17 protein-coding genes and 1 pseudogene are annotated in these 17,900 nt (G+C 50.9%); 16 read left to right on the top strand and 2 right to left on the bottom strand.

The genetic code is table 11. The features are described 5' to 3' along the window. The first annotated feature begins 2 nt into the window (after window positions 1-2). The 10 genes from AC1RPZ_RS12320 (at window position 3) to AC1RPZ_RS12275 (ending at window position 10,255) form a co-directional block, all read left to right on the top strand. Complete coding sequence (locus AC1RPZ_RS12320) at window positions 3-1,907, top strand: site-specific integrase (protein ID WP_493137291.1); 1,905 nt, start codon at window positions 3-5, stop codon at window positions 1,905-1,907. A gap of 2 nt (window positions 1,908-1,909) precedes the next feature. After that, window positions 1,910-2,476 (top strand): hypothetical protein, encoded by a 567-nt coding sequence (locus AC1RPZ_RS12315; protein ID WP_493137290.1) that lies wholly within the window; start codon window positions 1,910-1,912, stop codon window positions 2,474-2,476. A 642-nt stretch (window positions 2,477-3,118) separates the two neighbouring features. After that, complete coding sequence (locus AC1RPZ_RS12310) at window positions 3,119-3,769, top strand: hypothetical protein (protein WP_493137288.1); 651 nt, start codon at window positions 3,119-3,121, stop codon at window positions 3,767-3,769. Between the two features lie 633 nt (window positions 3,770-4,402). Next, on the top strand, window positions 4,403-5,527 hold the full coding sequence (locus AC1RPZ_RS12305) for a ParA family protein (RefSeq protein ID WP_493137287.1): 1,125 nt from the start codon (window positions 4,403-4,405) through the stop codon (window positions 5,525-5,527). 408 nt (window positions 5,528-5,935) lie between these two features. After that, window positions 5,936-6,889 (top strand): hypothetical protein, encoded by a 954-nt coding sequence (locus AC1RPZ_RS12300; protein ID WP_493137286.1) that lies wholly within the window; start codon window positions 5,936-5,938, stop codon window positions 6,887-6,889. Beyond that, a complete protein-coding gene (locus tag AC1RPZ_RS12295; RefSeq protein ID WP_493137285.1) occupies window positions 6,889-7,332 on the top strand; it encodes a hypothetical protein in 444 nt (147 codons plus the stop codon). The genes AC1RPZ_RS12300 and AC1RPZ_RS12295 overlap by 1 nt, the downstream gene beginning before the upstream one ends. Before the next feature lie 2 nt (window positions 7,333-7,334). Next, window positions 7,335-9,473 (top strand): hypothetical protein, encoded by a 2,139-nt coding sequence (locus AC1RPZ_RS12290; protein ID WP_493137284.1) that lies wholly within the window; start codon window positions 7,335-7,337, stop codon window positions 9,471-9,473. Continuing rightward, on the top strand, window positions 9,457-9,840 hold the full coding sequence (locus AC1RPZ_RS12285) for a hypothetical protein (protein ID WP_493137283.1): 384 nt from the start codon (window positions 9,457-9,459) through the stop codon (window positions 9,838-9,840). Before AC1RPZ_RS12290 ends, AC1RPZ_RS12285 begins: the two co-directional genes overlap by 17 nt. A gap of 39 nt (window positions 9,841-9,879) precedes the next feature. Beyond that, on the top strand, window positions 9,880-10,071 hold the full coding sequence (locus tag AC1RPZ_RS12280; RefSeq protein WP_493137282.1) for an antitoxin Xre/MbcA/ParS toxin-binding domain-containing protein: 192 nt from the start codon (window positions 9,880-9,882) through the stop codon (window positions 10,069-10,071). Between the two features lie 37 nt (window positions 10,072-10,108). Continuing rightward, window positions 10,109-10,255 (top strand): hypothetical protein, encoded by a 147-nt coding sequence (locus tag AC1RPZ_RS12275; protein ID WP_493137484.1) that lies wholly within the window; start codon window positions 10,109-10,111, stop codon window positions 10,253-10,255. On the opposite strand, the pseudogene AC1RPZ_RS12270 reads toward AC1RPZ_RS12275, so the two are convergent. After that, window positions 10,231-10,545 (bottom strand): annotated as a pseudogene (locus AC1RPZ_RS12270) (5'-nucleotidase); the annotation flags it as partial. The gene AC1RPZ_RS12275 and the pseudogene AC1RPZ_RS12270 sit on opposite strands and share 25 nt — an antisense overlap. 196 nt (window positions 10,546-10,741) lie before the next feature. Between AC1RPZ_RS12270 and AC1RPZ_RS12265 the strand changes: the two are divergent. From AC1RPZ_RS12265 to AC1RPZ_RS12245, 5 genes are all read left to right on the top strand, one after another. Continuing rightward, window positions 10,742-11,203, top strand: coding sequence for a hypothetical protein (locus AC1RPZ_RS12265; RefSeq protein ID WP_493137281.1), 462 nt, complete (start codon window positions 10,742-10,744; stop codon window positions 11,201-11,203). Between the two features lie 18 nt (window positions 11,204-11,221). Continuing rightward, window positions 11,222-11,458: a hypothetical protein gene (locus tag AC1RPZ_RS12260; protein ID WP_493137280.1), complete on the top strand. Its 237-nt coding sequence runs from the start codon at window positions 11,222-11,224 to the stop codon at window positions 11,456-11,458. 284 nt (window positions 11,459-11,742) lie between these two features. After that, window positions 11,743-12,948 (top strand): ABC-three component system protein, encoded by a 1,206-nt coding sequence (locus AC1RPZ_RS12255; RefSeq protein ID WP_493137279.1) that lies wholly within the window; start codon window positions 11,743-11,745, stop codon window positions 12,946-12,948. After that, window positions 12,945-13,451 carry a three component ABC system middle component gene (locus AC1RPZ_RS12250; RefSeq protein ID WP_493137278.1) on the top strand — a complete coding sequence of 169 codons (507 nt, stop codon included), beginning with the start codon at window positions 12,945-12,947 and terminating at the stop codon, window positions 13,449-13,451. The genes AC1RPZ_RS12255 and AC1RPZ_RS12250 overlap by 4 nt, the downstream gene beginning before the upstream one ends. Further along, window positions 13,435-15,432 (top strand): DUF3732 domain-containing protein, encoded by a 1,998-nt coding sequence (locus tag AC1RPZ_RS12245; RefSeq protein WP_493137277.1) that lies wholly within the window; start codon window positions 13,435-13,437, stop codon window positions 15,430-15,432. The genes AC1RPZ_RS12250 and AC1RPZ_RS12245 overlap by 17 nt, the downstream gene beginning before the upstream one ends. A gap of 390 nt (window positions 15,433-15,822) precedes the next feature. Here the strand turns inward: AC1RPZ_RS12245 and AC1RPZ_RS12240 are convergent, their stop codons facing one another. Further along, window positions 15,823-16,704 (bottom strand): hypothetical protein, encoded by an 882-nt coding sequence (locus tag AC1RPZ_RS12240; protein WP_493137276.1) that lies wholly within the window; start codon window positions 16,702-16,704, stop codon window positions 15,823-15,825. An 88-nt stretch (window positions 16,705-16,792) separates the two neighbouring features. Here AC1RPZ_RS12240 and AC1RPZ_RS12235 point away from each other — a divergent pair, with 88 nt between their 5' ends. Then, window positions 16,793-17,881: a helix-turn-helix transcriptional regulator gene (locus tag AC1RPZ_RS12235; RefSeq protein ID WP_493137275.1), complete on the top strand. Its 1,089-nt coding sequence runs from the start codon at window positions 16,793-16,795 to the stop codon at window positions 17,879-17,881. Window positions 17,882-17,900 lie beyond the last annotated feature (19 nt).

The raw sequence follows: 17,900 nt of genomic DNA, 5'->3' as shown, positions 1-17,900 counted from the left end.
TCATGTCTGACAGAACCGAAGCCCAACATTATGTTATCAACCAACTTGGTAGCGATTATTTTTTCGTTAAAGATGCAAAAAGCGAAGCGCCCCGAAAAATAAATTTTAATTGGCAGTGCAGTATCGAAAAACGTGTCTGGGCACAAAACACCTTCTTACTTTCCTCAAACTTTTTGAGTACAAATCGTTCAGGCCCTTTGGATGTGCGAAGCTGCAGTGCGTCGGTTGTTGACGCGGTGCTTCTCAAAAAACTGTGCGAATACTGGGAAAAAAATTTTCCAACAAAACCTTTATGGAACTGGAACAGATCTGAAGTCAAAGAAATGGTGCGCAGCATTATGATCAGAGACTTCTTACCCGGCGGTGATCCGATTCTGTACGCTGCGGGCAATCTTAACCACTTCTGTTCTTGGTTATCTCTCTCTCATGAAGCTTACCTTGATGGTCGAATCATCGACGGAATAAGTTTCAAAACAACATCACACTTTAAAAAGGAAGTGATGGATCCTTTAATGACGTATTTGGATTCGGAATACGCTGAATGGGTGTACGGTGGATCGTATGGCTCAATCTCTCCCGCGATTGCGTCGTTATTGCTTGCTCACTCGATTCAAATTCTTGAGTCTGACAAACTTATTATAGCCCAATGTCTTTTTAGAGCATGGAGAAAATACCCTACTGGCATTCATTCGATTTTTCGCCAGTTTAACAGAAAACACATTGACATCCTCGAACGCGAGTATATTTATAACGCCAAACAAAGTGAACTCCCACGAAAACTAAAGATTGCATTGCTCGAAGAACTGAAAGCTTCTGGAATATCGTTACCTACCAATCTGCCTTGGGCTTCTTATGATGAATTTTCCGATTTTTGCCGTTTATCCATCCAGGCGTGCATGGTAATACTCTTAACGCTAACTGGTCATCGAGTCGGCGAATTACTGTCCGTTCATTCCTTTGATTGGGAGGTAAAAGGCGACGAAATAATTGTCAGAGAAGAAATAGAGAAAACGTTAAGTGACCTAAGAGTCCCCAGATACTTCCATAGTCTCGCCGCAAAAGCTGTCAAAGCAATATGGAGTTTGAGCTTTGTCGATTCCGACAAACACCTTGTACCACTGCATCACAAGGCATGGTCTTCAGGACTTGCCTTCGCCATTATGCATGGAGAGGATATAGATGATTGGCTTAAGGTCAATGGAGAGCTCACCGCGAATACTTTAAGGCAGTGGCTTGATGACTACTTTGAAAATTCATTTCTCGCTGCTTACCCAGAAGTCAAAGCAGAACACCCTGGAATCAGTCCTCATCAATTTCGCCACTCGTGGGCCGAATTTTCAATTAGGCGCTTCGATCATAATGTTCAAGCTCAGGTACGTGAATATTTTCTACATAAAAGTAAAAGAGCAACACGCCGGTACACTGACAAAAAGCTATCCGAATCTGTTCAGTATTCAATAGAACATGAATACCTAGGCGAAGTTATACATCAAATCATTTCCGATCGTTTTGGCGATGAATATAAAGGCCCAGCCTATCGAAGAATCATTAAAACATTGAGCAAGGTAGAAAGCCTTGACCCCTCCGACCTTGAAGCGCTTGTCGAATCTGTATGTAGCAGTATTGAAAGTTATATTGCGTTTGAATGGGGCTGCTGCTTGTTATTAAAAAACAGCAAGCAAGATGCCAAATGCCATGACAGCTTTACCGGATTGCCGGAGCCAAAAATCTATGCGAGCGCTGAGCGTTGCACAACCTGCCCAAATCTAGGGACAAATTCACTCCAAAGAAATAATCTCGCCAGGATTGCTATTAACCATTCGTACATTGCAAAGCATCACCCAGTGCTTGCGATAGGAAAATTGAGTCAGAATGTCGTTAACCAGATTAGCCGTCTTTTGGACTAACTATGAAATTTGACCTTGATAACTTCAAAAAGCCAACCCCTGCTGCGGATACTACCTGTCTTTATCAGACGGGTGTCGCAAGGAAATTACACGCCAAAATCCTAGAGGAACATCAACATATTTCGCTTCTCATCCAGAAAGGTTCTGTTCTTACTATCAAGGAAAGGCATATTGTCGCGAGACAAATTGCATTGTCATGTGGGGTTAACCCAAGCACATTAACACCTCGACGACAGCCCGGGCTCGTTGCGCTCATTGACACATTGAACGAAGACTTAGAGATTCAATGGAAAAGTGCCACGGCAAAAAAAAGCCATAGTGGTCGTAAAAATACAAAAAAAGAATTAATTGAAGAAAATACGTTTCTAAAAGCCGAGAACGAAAGGTTGTCGAACTTACAACTTGCAGGCGCAATGACGGCGGCCATTGAAAGCATGCTAACCGAGGAAACTCGCCTTCAGGCCAATACTATCCGACAACTGAAATCTGAAATATTAAGACTGAACAAAGTAATAGATAACCAAGCAGAACTTCAACAAAAAATGCTCTACAATGTTAATAAGCCTTGAAATGCGACTTAGCCCGTACACTAAAATCAACCGCAACTTCCTCCACGCCGGGTAAGAGACGACATAAGCAGTGTTCAATGAGGCACCATCCTCACAGCTGTTCAGGCTTTTCTCCAACCTGATAGCCAGTAGGCTAAATGCCATAACCCCAGGACTGCTTCTCGGGTAGACCAGACACGATCTACTGGGAACGATGCCTTCCAGAGTGAATCTGTCTCCCTTCCTGATTGAAAGGTTAGACATTTGTTAGCAATCTGAGTACCCGTCCACTTCGTAATCTTCGGCGTCTGTGCCTTGGGAGCAAAGTAGCCCTCAAGCTTCCGAAGGGACAATCTCAGATTAGCGAACAGAGCACAAAGCACAGACGTAACAGAAGCAGCGAAATTTAATGCAACCTGTCCAACTCAATTATACATTAAAAACAACACTTACTAAAAATCAAACAATATATCAATAAGTCGAAATTCACCCGCAAGCCACTGAAATATAACATATTTTATTAAAAACCCGAATTTCACATTTATTAATTAAATAAATTATCAAGATAAGCATCTTGACCACACTTAAATACCGACAAACTGCACTTGCAATTCTCCAAGCCTCTATTATTCTCTGGACATTGCTCACGCTAGGTACATCGTCATGGATAATGTCGAATCGATGATTTTTCAGAACAAAGAGCCATCCTACACAAGATGCTCTCGTCTATTTTTTGCTGAGCATGATGCAGTCAGCAGAGAGGATGGGGAGTTAGTGTATTCGATTTACTCTACTCTCCAGCATCGCACTATAAATCTTGAGCTCCGAGAGCAACCCGGCGTGCAGCGCTTCGCAGTCTTATGGGATAGGGATGGCGTAGACAACAGGGTATTCGAAACAATCGAGCGCGCGATAATTGAACAAGTTCTTTCACCTATATCAATTATCCATTACACAGAAGGCTGCTTGTCGATTATCCTTACTCAAGACCACCATATCAAAAACTTACAAGAATTCATTGATACCTGGCAAGATATCGCAGGCTATACCATATGGGAAGACTGGACGTTATCATGCTTCGAAGGCAGGGACTTAACTCACCTTATGGAGGGGCGCATCCTTCGAGAATATGCGAAGAATATTTTATCCGCTGAGGATCTAGGTATTGTTGATTACAACTATGATATGTTTTTATATAAAGAAAGCTGGTCACAAGAACCCATAACTGACTCTGAACAACCTGGAGCAAATTGGTCGCAAGTAAAATTAAATTTTTCTGACAATCCCGGCGAGGATGATGAAAACCCATTTTAATTCTCCTCTCAATTCCTATCCCGATGAGATAACACCCCTTAAAATTCGAAGTCCCGCCCCCTCTTATATTTGCGACTAGTGAGGTGTGAAATTAACACTCATAAACAAAAATTAGCTATGGCGCAAAGGTTATTAAAAACCCTATCAGATACTGAACTGGAACATCAGCTCGGCCACCGTTCCGACATGAGTACATTGGCTTATCTGGACTTAAAAACACTGAAAGCCACACTCCCCCCAAAGACTAAAGGTAATGCTGATACTCAATGAACATCAACCTTTCAGAGTTTATCCAGCAGATAGCGGAATTTTCTTTGACAACAAAACGAACGCCGATACTTTGCTGGATCAGCTGGAACCATAGGTGGGCGAGTACCACGCCCCCTTTTTTTTCAAGAGTGCTTCGGCGCGTCGCTTTTCAAACCCTATTAAACTCTGGGAAATGATTAGCCGCTGCCTCACTTCCGAGCCTCTAAGGTGGCCTGAAGTTGCTGGGGCGTCTGCTGAAATTACCCCGGCTCCAAACCCTCAATTATGCCCACGGCGCGATTGAGCGGAGCTATGCTCATAGTTTTTCCACACCTTGGGTTTAGATAATCTTCACGCATCGACAGATTTCGCAGGTGAGCCAAGATGAACAACAAGCAACGGAAGCTCCTAAAAAAGGTACGCGAGAATGGCAACGTCAGTGTAAACCTCGCTGCTAATTGGGCCCATGTTGAGCAACGTACTTGGCGGGCATGGGAAGCAGGTGATGATAAAGACACGGCGCGCTCTCCCTCCCCCGCCGCGTTGTGGAGTTTCTTTGCCCGCTCCGGGCTCAAAGTGTGCGACCTAAAGGATGAAGCTGAGCGTTTGCCACGCGGCGTGGCCTTTTCTATTTCAAGTTACAAAGGTGGGGTTGGCAAAACTCCGATAACCCTCAATGTTGCAGCCTGCTTGATCGAACTCGGATTCCGTGTCGCGATAGTGACTGACGACTTGGTCTATCGCTGCGCATGTGAAGACAAGGAGCAACCGAAGCCAGGCAGCTTGGTCAGCAAAATTGACTTTTATGATGAACTCGACCTGATTACCTTCCCTCCCGCAGTCAAGCAACGGCGCAGGGAGGTGCGTGAGCAGTTAGCCAGCCTGCAACCGCACGAGGAGGCGATCTTCCGCACGCATCATGCTGAGGCGCTTGAAGCTCTGGATCGCAAACTGGGAGCTACTGAAAAGCTCAAAGAACTCATCGCTCGATACGATTATGTTCTGATTGATATGAATGGTGCTACGGAGCTGATACGGCGGCTCTCCAGCCTAGTCGCCATCATCATAGACACGAACTGCTGGATGTCCGTGCGCAGTGCCAAAAGATTTGCGTCCGCTTTGCGTCAGATCAAATGCCGCGAAACGACGCCCAGCTATTTTGGCCTGCTAACCCATTGTGACGTGGGCGGCGTGAGCAGGGAGCTAGAAGAGTTCATTGGCGATCACGTTACGGTAGATAATACGCAAAGCGAACGGCTGGAGGCGGCGAGACACGCAAGCTGCCGACCCCGTGAGCGCGTACTTGAGCAGATCGAGGCACTCGACTTCCCGCATCTCAGAACTGAATTAACCAATGCTTACAGCATCGCGACTGATATGTACGAACAAAATTCCAGCGACCCACAAGAATGTGCCTACTTCGATTCCCTCTTGGACTTCGCTCCAAAATCCCACGCTGCCCGCGAAATTCGTCGACTCACTGACGAACTGATCAACTGGCGCCTATAGGATTGCGCGATTACGGAGCCCTCAGATTCGACTCGCTCAGAAACTCCAGGCGTTTTCCGCTAGAGTGCATCAGCTCAGCATGCAGGTTCTTATGGCCTTTGATCATTGCCAAAAGCGGACGACGATCAATGCGATCTTGAGCCATATTTGCCACTCCCTGATATCAATAGTCGATGGGGTGGAACCTTTTGCGGATGGGGCCCAGTCGATCTCACAGCTTGGGATTTAGTACTGTAATTATGCACTCGTAACAGTGGCTATCAATACAGCACTGTATTCATGACCAGTTAAGTTAGTTATCAATTTTCCTATAAATCGTAGACCTGCCTCTGGCCATTTGATAGCGTCGCATAACGCGGTGCCCAGCACCCTTATGCGATATCCGAGGTCGACTGTCGCTCCTCGGAAATGGAACTAATCGATACGCGTGGTAGGGCAGGCGAGCTTTTGATTATCACAACAATGGGGCCTTTCAACGGAACGACTTGGGAGGCGACGCTTCAGCTCGTCTTGAAGGCAAAATTCGGGACTGACGGATACCAGCACGTCCCGGCTACGCCAGGTGATTTCGGTATCGAGGGCTTTACCAAGCATACAGGGCTTGCCTTCCAGTGCTATTGCCCAGACACGCACTACGAGCGCAAAGAGCTCAACAAGAAGCAGCAGGACAAGATTACAAAAGACCTCAAGAAGCTGAAGGATAACCAAACCAGCCTTCTGGGGATTCTCGGCGGTACCAAAATCAAAGACTGGTACTTCATCACGCCCGAAATTGCCCACAACGCCCTCCTGACCCATGCTCAGAAAAAACAGGATGAAGTCAGAGCCTGGGAACTGCCCCATTTGGACGAGAACTTCACGGTGCTCGTTCAGGACATTGGGTTCTACACCCAGGAAATAAACCAGCACCGTATAACAGCCGGAATACCAATCTCCATAGGCCAGGACAAGCAGTCCATTCCCAAGGTTAACGGCAGCCCAACCGCCTACGACGAAAACCTGCAGCGTAAGACTCAACTGCGCATGTCCGACAAGGGTGAGCGCGCGACCGCCGCCCTGCTCTCCAAAACCAAGGACTCTTTCCTGGATCACGACAGCTTCTTCCAGACGCTGTACGAAAAAGCGCCTCAGACATATTTTCAGGTCGCGAAAACCCTCAATGGCTTTGAGGAAAACGTGGATGAATGGAGCCTGACCGCCTCCGGCCACCCTGACGATCTGGTTAAAATGGTCAAGGAGCGTCTATCTGATCGGCTACTGGGCGATGAGCAGCTGCTGATCGATGGAACACTCACGGACGACATAGTGCGCAGAACAGTCGCCCGTTGGCTCGCGGTCTGCCAACTGGACTTCTATAGCTGATGGCAACAATCAACTTCACCGTAAGACCGATGCCGGTTTTGACCGAACTCAGACCGATGTACAAGATCAGCCAGGCATTGCTGATCCTCTCGATCTGTGGGCACGGCAGCAAATGCAGCCTGGTCAAACTGCACCTTATGCACTGGGCGATGAAAACGCCTCGACGCATGGAAACGTTGATACTTGCTGCACAACTTGGCCAAATCAGCCTTCCCGTCTGGGGATTCGACCCCGCGCTGTCCATCGCCCTGCAGCTCGCCTTCAGAGACGGGCTAATCGAGCCTACGTCGAATGGCTTCAAGCTTTTGCCCAAAGGGGCACAGCTGGTTAAAGACATCATGAGCGATAAAACCGTCATGACCGATGAGAAAGCTGCGCTTTCGAAAATTGGCAGGAAGATCACAGAAGGTATGGTCAAGACCATATCCAAGGAATGGGAATAGCCTTGTTTATCAAACGTATCAAAATCGCAATCGAAACCACCGACGGCCCATTTGGCTTTATCGCGAAATTCGATCGTAACCTCAACATCATCCGTGGTCGGAACTCATCGGGCAAAAGCAGCATCGTCCATAGCATTCTCTACGCGCTAGGCATGGAAGAGTTGCTGGGCGCCCAGAACGGGGCAGCACTGACCTATGTCCTGAAGGATCATGTCGAGTTTGAGGACGTGAAGTACCCGATCATACGCTCCAAGGTCATGATGGAGCTGGAATCACTAGGCAAGACGATCACCGTTACCCGCAAGATCAAGGAGGACGGCGTCAACCCCAAGCTGGTCGAAATTCAGGAGTGCGCCGTTCTCAGTGAAGGGCAATCCGGGCCAGTCATCTATCGATTCCTCCATGACGGCGGGAGCGCCCAGATCAGAGAAGGCTTCTACACCTACCTGGAAAACTTCCTTGGGCTCAAGCTGCCCATGGTGCCCCATACGAACGGCAAGCAGGTTAAGCTGTACTTGCAATACATTTTCGCGGCGATGGTCATTGAGCAAAAGCGTGGCTGGACGGACTATATCGCCAACCTCCCCTACTTCGGGGTAAAAGAAGCCCGGATCAAGATCGTCGACTTCCTGGTTGGCACCAATGTGTTTGAGATGGACGCCAACCGTGCGCGGCTGGATCATGAGTCGCAGGAGCTGCACACCGCTTGGCAAGATGCATATCGGACAATAAACAGCGACGCCCTGAAAAACTCGATGAAGGTTCTGAACCTGCCGAAGAACCCGGTGTTGGAGTTCCTGCCTGAGAGCGTGACTTACCAAAAGTCCACACTTCAGGGCCTAGTTGGGCTGGATCAGTTCAAAAGCAACCAGATCCACGCTCTTCAGAAGCTGGCTCAGGATGAGGCAAAGTGGAAAGACACTCTGCCTGACGAAACCCTGAAACTCATTGAATATGAAAGTTCGACGCTTCAAGAGCTGACCGTCGCATACGAGACCAGCATTGGGGAGTTGACGCTGCATCGAGCAGCGCGAAACGCCAATGCCATCCACCAACGGCAAGCGGAAGAGGAGCTCTCGAAGAATCAGGCGGCTCAGAAGCTCATCAAATACGGCGCCTCACTCAAACTCGATGTGGCCAACGACGTCTGCCCGGCGTGCCATCAGAATATCGGCCACTCCCTGACTGACCTCCATGAAAGCACTCCGCACATGGATATCGAGACCAACATCGATTATCTGAAATCGCAGATCAAGATGCTGGAGCGAGATACTGCTGGTATCGAGCAGTCGGTCAAAGAAACCACCGTGGTCGGCGAAGAACTGGCCAAGCGGATCAATATTTCCAAGGCCAAACTGCGTGCACTCAAATCTGACCTCACCACAAATGCCGTCGTGTCGAAGGCTAATCTGCGCCAGCAGCTTCAGATTGAGATGAGCGTCGAAGAAATCTCGCAGTTTGCTCAACGTAACGAAGAGCAATTGGAAACCCTCTTCCAGCTATCAGCCCAGTTCAAGCTCAACCAAGAAGCCAGAGCCGCTTTACCAAAAGAGCATTACTCTGAAGTCGATCTCGCGAAATACGAATATTTCGGGAAAGTGTTCAGATCGAACGTAAGTTCATTTGATTATCACAGTGCTTCAGTGACCGACATCAGATTCAACGTGGAAAACCTGCTGCCAGAACTGGATAAAATCGAGCTCAGAGAAATCTACAAAAAGGACTTTGCCGAAGTGAAGAGCGCCTCGGTTACCAGCACTTCCAAAAGCAGTTCCAACATCGCGCGCGAATCCAGTGCTAGTGACTTCGTCCGTCTGATCTGGAGTTACATCCTGACGCTCTACGAAACCTCGGCCAACTTCACGGTGAAAGGCAATCATCCGGGCTTCATATTGATGGATGAGCCAGGGCAACATTCCATGGCGACGAAAAGCCAGCTCGCGTTGCTTCAGAAACTGTCTGCCCAGAAGAACCTTCAGAGCATCGTCGCAGCGTCGTTCGATGACAGTGAAGCGGCGTACCGTGAAGCAACCCACAACGTTGAGTTCAACCTCATTCGACTCGGTGATAAGGCCATTGTGCCGAACGGGGATACGGTGGTGCTGGGGGCTGAAGTGTCTCGGGGTGCTGGCGAATCCTGATGATCCGGTTCGAGTGACATCGCAGCCTGGCAAAGACAACGTCAACCGGATCTGGGCCATTCAGCTCGACAATGAACCTGTCCGCTCAGTTGTCACCATCCCCTTCATTGCCGTCTCGCTTGGACGGCTTAGTATCATGCCCCTGATGGTCGCCATTTTTACTATTTTCGTAGCCTACGGTTTCTGGGAAAACAGCGCCAACCATCGAAGCTTTCACGGGTCGAACTACCACCTGGGCTGGATCGCGCTCAACTTATTTGTCAGCTATCGCTACATGATTAAGCCAATATTGAGCACCATTCGCGGCATCAAGGCGTTTCGTGAATACTGCGCCAAGGCCCCTGCATCAACCACGACTGTCAGCTAAAACTGAAAAGACACCGGCGAGCCACCCAAGGGCCACAAAATGAATTACGTTGAGCTGATCCGACGCCAAGCCGAGCAGGTCTTTGGCAACAAAGCAAAAGCAGATATTTGGCTGAATCGGCCGACGGCAAAATTCGGTGGTTCCACTCCGCTGGAGCATGCTCACAGCGAAGCTGGATATCTAGAGGTCAACGATGCGCTTGAACGAATAAGCCATGGGTACTCCTTCTGAGCATGGATATCCACCTTCCAATGTCAGAGGACTAGACATGATCGTTTTCGATCTCAATCAGAACGACGGCGAAGCTCTACTCCGGCACGTTGAAGAATTCAGGCCACAGTCCAGCTACGTTCGCGAAACGCTCGAACTACGTGATGCGTTGCTCGAATTCGCCCTGGTCATCCCAAGTCCGTAGTGCTCGATAGTCTTCAATACGCGCAACCCGGTATCCAGATCATTCCGAGAAAGAAGGATGACCTCTACAAGCGGATCCGCAGGATCGGCGCTTAGGTCATTTACCGACAGCAAACGCTTGATGAAAGGGAACGCCATCCCTTTTGGAAGCGGGACATGGAGGTTTTCTTGCTGAAATTTGCGGTGCTCCTCATCTCCCTGGCTCTGAAACACGGCATCCGACGCCACCAAGTCGAAAACGGCGCTGGAAGCCACGCCTATTAGCAAACGATTTTTTAGGTTATAGGGCATTCTTATCACTCATCTAAAAATCAGGTTTGCCAGGGTTAATGCAATCTTCCTCATTTAAGCAGCCTCTCGCTCATGCGCAGGTCTTAAATGGCCGTTTTGTATATATGACACTTAGCACTTGTCAATTGAATGTCTCTTGTTAAATAAAAACGTACCATGCTAGCCTGCTCATACAAGAAAAAAAAGAGGTTACACAATGGAATCTTACAGCATTCACGTTGAGCATTTAGAAAATACGAAAGTGGCTTTTGTGGTCTTCAATGACCTATGTGAAGTTCCGCAGTCAGTGCGTGAGTGCAGATTTCAAACTATCGGCTGGATATTGTATGTGTTCGACAAGATGCGAGCTCTCGTAGATGAGTGGGACGAAATTATCCGTGAAAGCAATGTTTCCGATGCGATGAGAAATCTGGCGTCATTGGACTGGGAGACTGCGTGTGCTCTTGTGCGAGCTGAAACTTGGCGGGAGCGTTTCAACCTTATTTGGCCGCTATTGAGCTATCAAGAGCAAGCACTTGCACTCGCGTACGACTATGACGATGAGGAAAATAAAAATTATTGGCCTGGCTTTGACTCGTTCAACCTGATGTTTCACGATTTTATGCGGAAATCTCCACTCCGGAATCGTAGGAAAGCATGCACCGAAGCAAACTGCTAATAAAATGAGGATCTGATCATGCCTACCTTCTCCGTCGATGTTCGTCTATTACAAACTAATGCCGGGCGCGTGTTAGAAACAGAGCACACCACAGAAAAAAAAGAGTCGATCATGCGATCGATTGTTCAAGGTATTGGTTTGCTCTATCACATGGCCGACGAAGTTGCCCACTCAAACCCCTACCCCATGCTCCAATCGTCGAATGAGATCCATGACGGCCTGGGTCTCTATCCGCCCTCGCCAGGGGCCTCCTGATTCGCAGGTTTTGGGGGAAGTAATTGCCTTACTGGGCCAAGCAGCTCTCAGCTTCGATCAGCTGTATGCGGTCGAAGTGTCCAATTTGCGGGAAGCTACACGCCTACAGCTATCTCTTGAGGGCCTTTCGAACAACGCTCTTCTTCACATTCGCCCATCTAACGCCCTCAAAGTTATGGCCAAATGACATCTTCGCCGGTACATTCCTTTACCCGTTGCGCCATGGAAAGAGGAATGGGGGCTCGGCCCCGCCGTTACACGGGTATGGACTAAGAGATAGAAGGATGAAGGATCCAGATGCTAGCCCCAGCGCAGCGGGGTATGGCTACCAGTACGAACGCGCGCTGTACCGCATCTTCACGGCACCCAATGCGCAGACCCGGTTTGGCATTGAAACGGCTGATGATGTTGAAGAGATCAGCCAGACAGCGACAGGTTCTCGGCGTGTGTCAGAACAAGCGAAGCTCTCTGTCCAACCTCGCAAAAACCCGCTGCAAGACAGCAGTAAAAACCTGTGGAAGACACTCCGCATCTGGTTGAACGGGTTAGCGGCTGCTCGGAAGGAGCATGAGGAGTTGCAATTCCTCCTCGTCACGAACCGACTGCTTAAGAAAGGCACGCTTGCCATGCGGCTTTCTGATGCCTCTTTAAAGCAGGAAGTCGCAGACGCGGTCGTTGCACTGCGAACCCATGCCAGCGGCATGACAGGCAAGCCAGGCGAGATCGCTCGAGATGTCATCGCGTACTCGGACGCCGACTTGGCATTTCTGATCGAGCACATGTCCATTGAGGACGGCCAGCACAATGCCCAGATGAAGCAGCGTGTGATCGCATCCCTTCACCTTCCCGAGGATGCGGTGGCGAATGCTGAGGACATCTACCATGGTCTGGTCGGTTTATTGTTCGACCGTTGCCAGGAGACCTGGGTAGCCCGAAAGCCTTTCTGGACGACTGCTCAGCCGTATTACAACAAGCGCCAAACGCTCGTTGAGGCGTTCATGAATGGCCCTTGGGAACCTCTGCCCTTCGAGAAAACCGAGTTCGCACAGTGGGCCGAGAAGATCGATCCCGCTGACATGCTCTTCGTGGAGCAGCTCAACCAAATCAACATGCCAAAAGAACTGCTGATGAAGCAATTCAGCTTCTTCTGTGCCGCCTACTCCGAGCGCATCCGCCTTCTGGAATCAGGTGGAGTTCTGCTCAGGGACTTCGATTCAGCTGAGCGTGTGCTCAGTGATCGCTGGGAGTCAATTAACGATCGCCACCAGCTGGACAACATGAAGTCGTTGAATCACTACGACATCGCTGATTACAGAGCTGTGATGGTCAGAACATTGTTTCCAGACACCTTTCCCATGAAGGTCGGACGTGTGAACTCCACGGCTCAGTACCTGTTCAGCGGCACCTATCACAGGATGGCAAATGCCGATGGGACACATTCGCCTATCCATTGGCACCGTGACGCGCCGGCCTCGGAGGAGGAATCATGAGTGACGCATATTTGGATCGTCAATTGATCCATAACTCGTCTTTGGCCTGCTTCCTGCTGACGCATTTTATTGGCGAATACCAAGAGGCAGGGCTTGGGCAAACCCCGGATCTACCGAAACTGATGTTGGTGCTGCCTATGGTGTGGAGTCAGCGCTCACGCGAAGCGTTGAGCAAGCGCACCAGCCGCTCCACCCTGGGTGCAGTGCTCAGGGAGACCCCAGTGTTGAAAATTGATCTGCAGCGAAGGGTGTCCGCCCATGCGGCTACCACCCTGCAAGGCCTCAATCTCGCCGTCTCCTCTCGTCTGGTTGGAAAACTCGGCACCAAGGGGAGCGAGACAAGCTTCCAAGTACTGGTCGATCGTTGGCCACGAGGCGTAAAGAACACCATTCCTGCGCCCATGCTGCAGACCACTGAAAGACTGGCTAAGTGGTTTGCCACCGACACGACAGAAAACCTGTACAAGCTCTTGTTTGGGATTCCCAATGAAATTCACGATTGACGCTGTCATCCTCTGGCCTCGCTGCCCTGGCTTGGAGCCACGAGTAATTCCATTTGAAGATGGGAAGATCAACATCATTTACGGATTGAGCGGCACCGGAAAATCGTCAATTGTTCACATCATTGACTACGTGCTGGGCGCGACCAAGTGCCAGATCCCAATCGGCATCATCCGCGACACGGTCGAGTGGTTCGGGATGAAGATCCGTCTTCACGATACCACCTACATCGTCGCGCGACGCACTCCAGGAAGCTCCCAAGGCTCCAGCGAGCTCTCCATGGTGGAGGTCGACGATGATCACATCCCGGACTCCGTTTACCGTACCCACTCCTTGGGGCAGTACAAAGCCGCCTTTGATGGCATGGTTCGGGTCAGTGACCTCCCCCACTCCGATGAGGAAGAGCCGTCCAGCTTTGATCGCCGCAGCTCCTATCGCGACATGGCTGCGTTCAACTTCCTGCCTCAGCACATCGTGGCAAACCCCAACACCCTGTTCTTCAAAACTGACTCATTTGCTCACAAGGAGCGCCTGACGCGAGCCATGCCTTATGCGCTCGGCATGGTGGATGCAAACTACATCATGAATGAGCGGCGTCGGGATGAAGCGCAGCGCGAACAGGATCGGCTACGTAAGCAGCTAGCAGTCCACGATGCGGCCAAGGCGAGCCATTACGCTGACGTCGACCAACTATTTGATCGCTGCATTCAGCTGGGTTTGCTTGAGCGCACAAATACCCAGGGCGCTCAGAAAGTCGAACTGCTCAAGAAGGTCGTCATCGCTACCCATGAAGGGCGGCTTGAGCAGACACTCCTGGAACCTCAACGACTACATATCTCAGAAAAGCTGAAGGCGGTCATCGAGGAAGTCGGGAAGCAACAAGGTATCGTTGACGAATTTGATGCCCAGATCGATGGCTTCGACCACCTGGCTCGTAACAGCAAGCAGTTCGTCGCGGCCATTGATACTGAGAAGTCCCATGTCATTGGTCTTGATTGGCTCAAGCAGAGCGTCTCTGACGGTGGACACTGCGTGGCCTGCGGCTCGTTCACAAACGCCCTGCCTATGGTGATCGAGAACCTGGAAGAGAAGGTCAACAAGGTTACCCGGATTTCGGACGCGCTCAAGGACAACCCCGTAGTCGACAAGCAACTGGCTACGCTTAAACGGCAGCGCGCCAAAGAGGAGCGTGAGCTGTCTCGTTTGATGCGAGAGCAGGCTCGCTTGATCCAAGAGGATGAGCGCACACGAAACGCCATTGGCCAGATTTACTATGTGGCGGGCGAGATCAGCCGGCTGATCAAACAACTGGATGGCTCTGAAGCAGACGAGGGTCTGACAAAGCGCATGACAGAGCTGGAAAGCCTGATTCGGCATTACAACTTCCAGATGTCATTGACCGACATGGCTGAGCAAGAGCGGAAGGTGGATGCCCAGTTGGCCCCGATGTTCGAGGACTATGCGGATCAATTCGGCTTGAACGGAACGCCTGGCGCTCAGATTTATCTCGATAGGAAAGAGCTCACGCTTCGCTTCGATTCTCACAGCCAGCGGGATTTCCTTTGGGAGATCGGCAGTGGTGCTAACTGGATGGGTTACCACATCGCGACGTTCCTCGGTATTCATGAATACCTGTCGAAGGAAGAGAATCGCAAGCTCCCGCCTTTCAGCTTCATCGTGATCGACCAGCCGAGCCAAGTCTATTTCCCAAGTAACACCGGTGGCATCAACGCATTGGATGCAGGTTTCGAAGCGGTGAATCAAGCCCGGCCAGCGGATGTCGTTGCCACGCGCCGAATCTTCGAAGTACTGGCTGAAGGCCTCAAGCGTGCGGGTCATTTCATCCAGATCATTGTCCTTGAACATGCGGGCCCGGACATTTGGGGGCAGGTCGCTGACACCGTGCCCGTGGCGGCCTGGGAGACCAAGGACGATGGGCTCATCCCCGCCCACTGGATCCACCGACACAATGACTTAGCGTAGTTACGCCTGGCCAGTTGTGCTGCTGAGGTACAACTGGCCGCAGCGTCTGCCTACTACGCGGCCTATTTCGATCGGGCCTTCGCGAGCATGGCTTCGAGCTCCGCGATCAGTTCGTCGACATCGACCTCTACGCCCCCCCGGGTTGAGCAACTGCTCCACAATCTCTGGGTTGTAACACTCCCCGATGTCAGCATGTCCTGGAAGCCACATTCCGCCGGCGCCAATGATCACACTCGTACGCTGCAACTCCAGGAGAACGCCATCGACCTCACCTGCGGCCAGGCGCGGCGATCGTTCGCTGAGTAGCGCCCTCAGCGTTGCGTCCAACACGCCATGTCCAATGATTTCGATGATCAGCGCTTTGATGTCAGGCAACGTTTTCATGCTTGTTCAGGCTGCTACGGTGCCGAGATCGTACCCAACCATGAATAGCGCCATTTCGATCCGACGCAGCGCGCCTGCACCGCCGCCGTGGAACGGGCTGGTAGCCGCCGAGTGGTGGGCCAATGCCTGGCTCAAGATCCAGCTCGCACGCATGTTCCAAATCGCGTGATGGTTCCCACGTCGCAAGCCTGGGAATTTGAATGCGTCACCCTTGCTTGGATTGCGACGCTTTGGGACGGCGGCATTCTCGCCCTCCCTCGCAGGAGCCCAAGGGAAACGCAGACCACCGGGAAGAGCGCGGAGGCCCTTTTCCTCACAAAAGATGACTACGAGCATGCCCAGCGCAGCTGCTACGCGGCTGTCGTAAATGATGAAGTCCTGGCTGATCAGCGAATACACCTTGGTCATGCCCGCGTTGAAGCGAAGACTTTTCTGGAATTGAGGACTGTCGAGATCCCCACTACGTAGCACCTGAGCAACCTGTGTGACCGTATTGGCCAAGCCTTTCTGATTGAGCTCAAGCCACTGATTGTTGCGAGCCGACACCCCACCCCAGGACATCGTAGCTTTCGTTCCTCGCAGCATGGTGGCATCGCAGTTCGCCACACTAAGATCAGCGCTCAGCGCATTCAATGCATTCATGTTGCTAGTGGCACAACTGCCAGCGCTCACCTTCAGGTGCGGGACTCCGGGGTGCTGCCATTCGTACTGTTGGTAAGCGTCGTACAGGTCAGCGAACTGCCAGTGCTTACCCGTTTTCCGGTTGACGTACGCATGCTTGAGCTGCTGATTCGAACCGAGGTGCTGGGCAAGCCACTCGATGAAGGCTTTAACTTCAGCGCGTTGCTTGTATGCGGGATAGGTGCGACCGGTCACTTTGGTACTCATAAGCGCTCCAGGGAAATGTCCGAGATTCGTTGCTGGCAAAGCGATACTGCAGCACCATAGGGACACTTTTTGTCCCTGAGTACATGATGTGAGCGAAATTAAGTCGAAAGATTTGCGCCGCAGAACGCTGACGAAGATTTTGCACCGTGCGAGAACTCCGCTCACGACAGAGGAATTGCACGCCCTGCAAACTGAATGGGCCGAACAAATCCCTCACATCAAAACCACCTTGCGTGATCTGCGAGCCTTGGCCAAAGATGAGCAGGTCGTCGGTGAGAAACCCAAAGGTCAAAAGTCATTTCAATGGAGGTTGCACAGGAATGTGAGCCTCGACCTGGTACTAACGCCGACCGAGTCGATGACCCTACTCGCGATACTGCAGCATTCCGAACGCTTCGGCGTCAAGCTTGTGACCGAGCAGTTGGTCAAGCTGCGTGACTATGCGTTGGGCGTCATCACTCGGAACTCAAAGCAAGATCTGATTGCACAAGGCCGCATCACGTCCGGAACGCGATTCATGACCCTCCTCCCTGGCGACTACGACCCAGCCCACCTGGGCATCATTCAAGCCGCTTTGTTAGATGGCCATAGCCTCAGCATGGTGTACAAGCCGCGTGATGCCGAGGACGCGGAATGCACCTATGTGCTGAAGCCCCTTGCGCTCTCATTCCAGGATTCCAATATTTACCTCTCTGCTTACGTCGAGTCAGAGCAATGGCCAAGCGGCGAATCACCTGAGCCAGGAGCTTCGCGTGGAAAATACAGCAGCAATGGCCCTGGAATGACCTGTGTCCTGACGCTGCATCGCGTGGTCAGTGTTAACACGAGCTTCTTGAACATTCCCGAGCCGAAAAATTACCGGTTCGATTCATTCGCTGTGCAGAAAGACCTCATGACTGTACACGGCAAGGATGCGATCGATCTCGTGCTGAGGTTGGAGCCGAATCTCTTGAACCGGCTTACTGAAAATCGCCTGAGCGAAACACAGGAGATCGAACCCGCCGAAGCAGGGGCGATCTTGAAGTGCTCCGTCCAAGATACCCAAGGGTTGCGCCTGTTCCTGATGAGTAACGCTGACGAGATCGAAGTGCTGCGGCCTGACTATCTGCGCGAGCACATCCGCAAAACGCTGAGTAAGGCACTCCGCATGTACGACGAGGAGAAGGAGACTGCATAGCGTCATCCCGAATACCCGT

It is taken from the genome of Pseudomonas sp. GW822-FHT02D10 (genome assembly GCF_058802345.1).
This window is presented reverse-complemented; position numbering and strand designations above follow the sequence as displayed.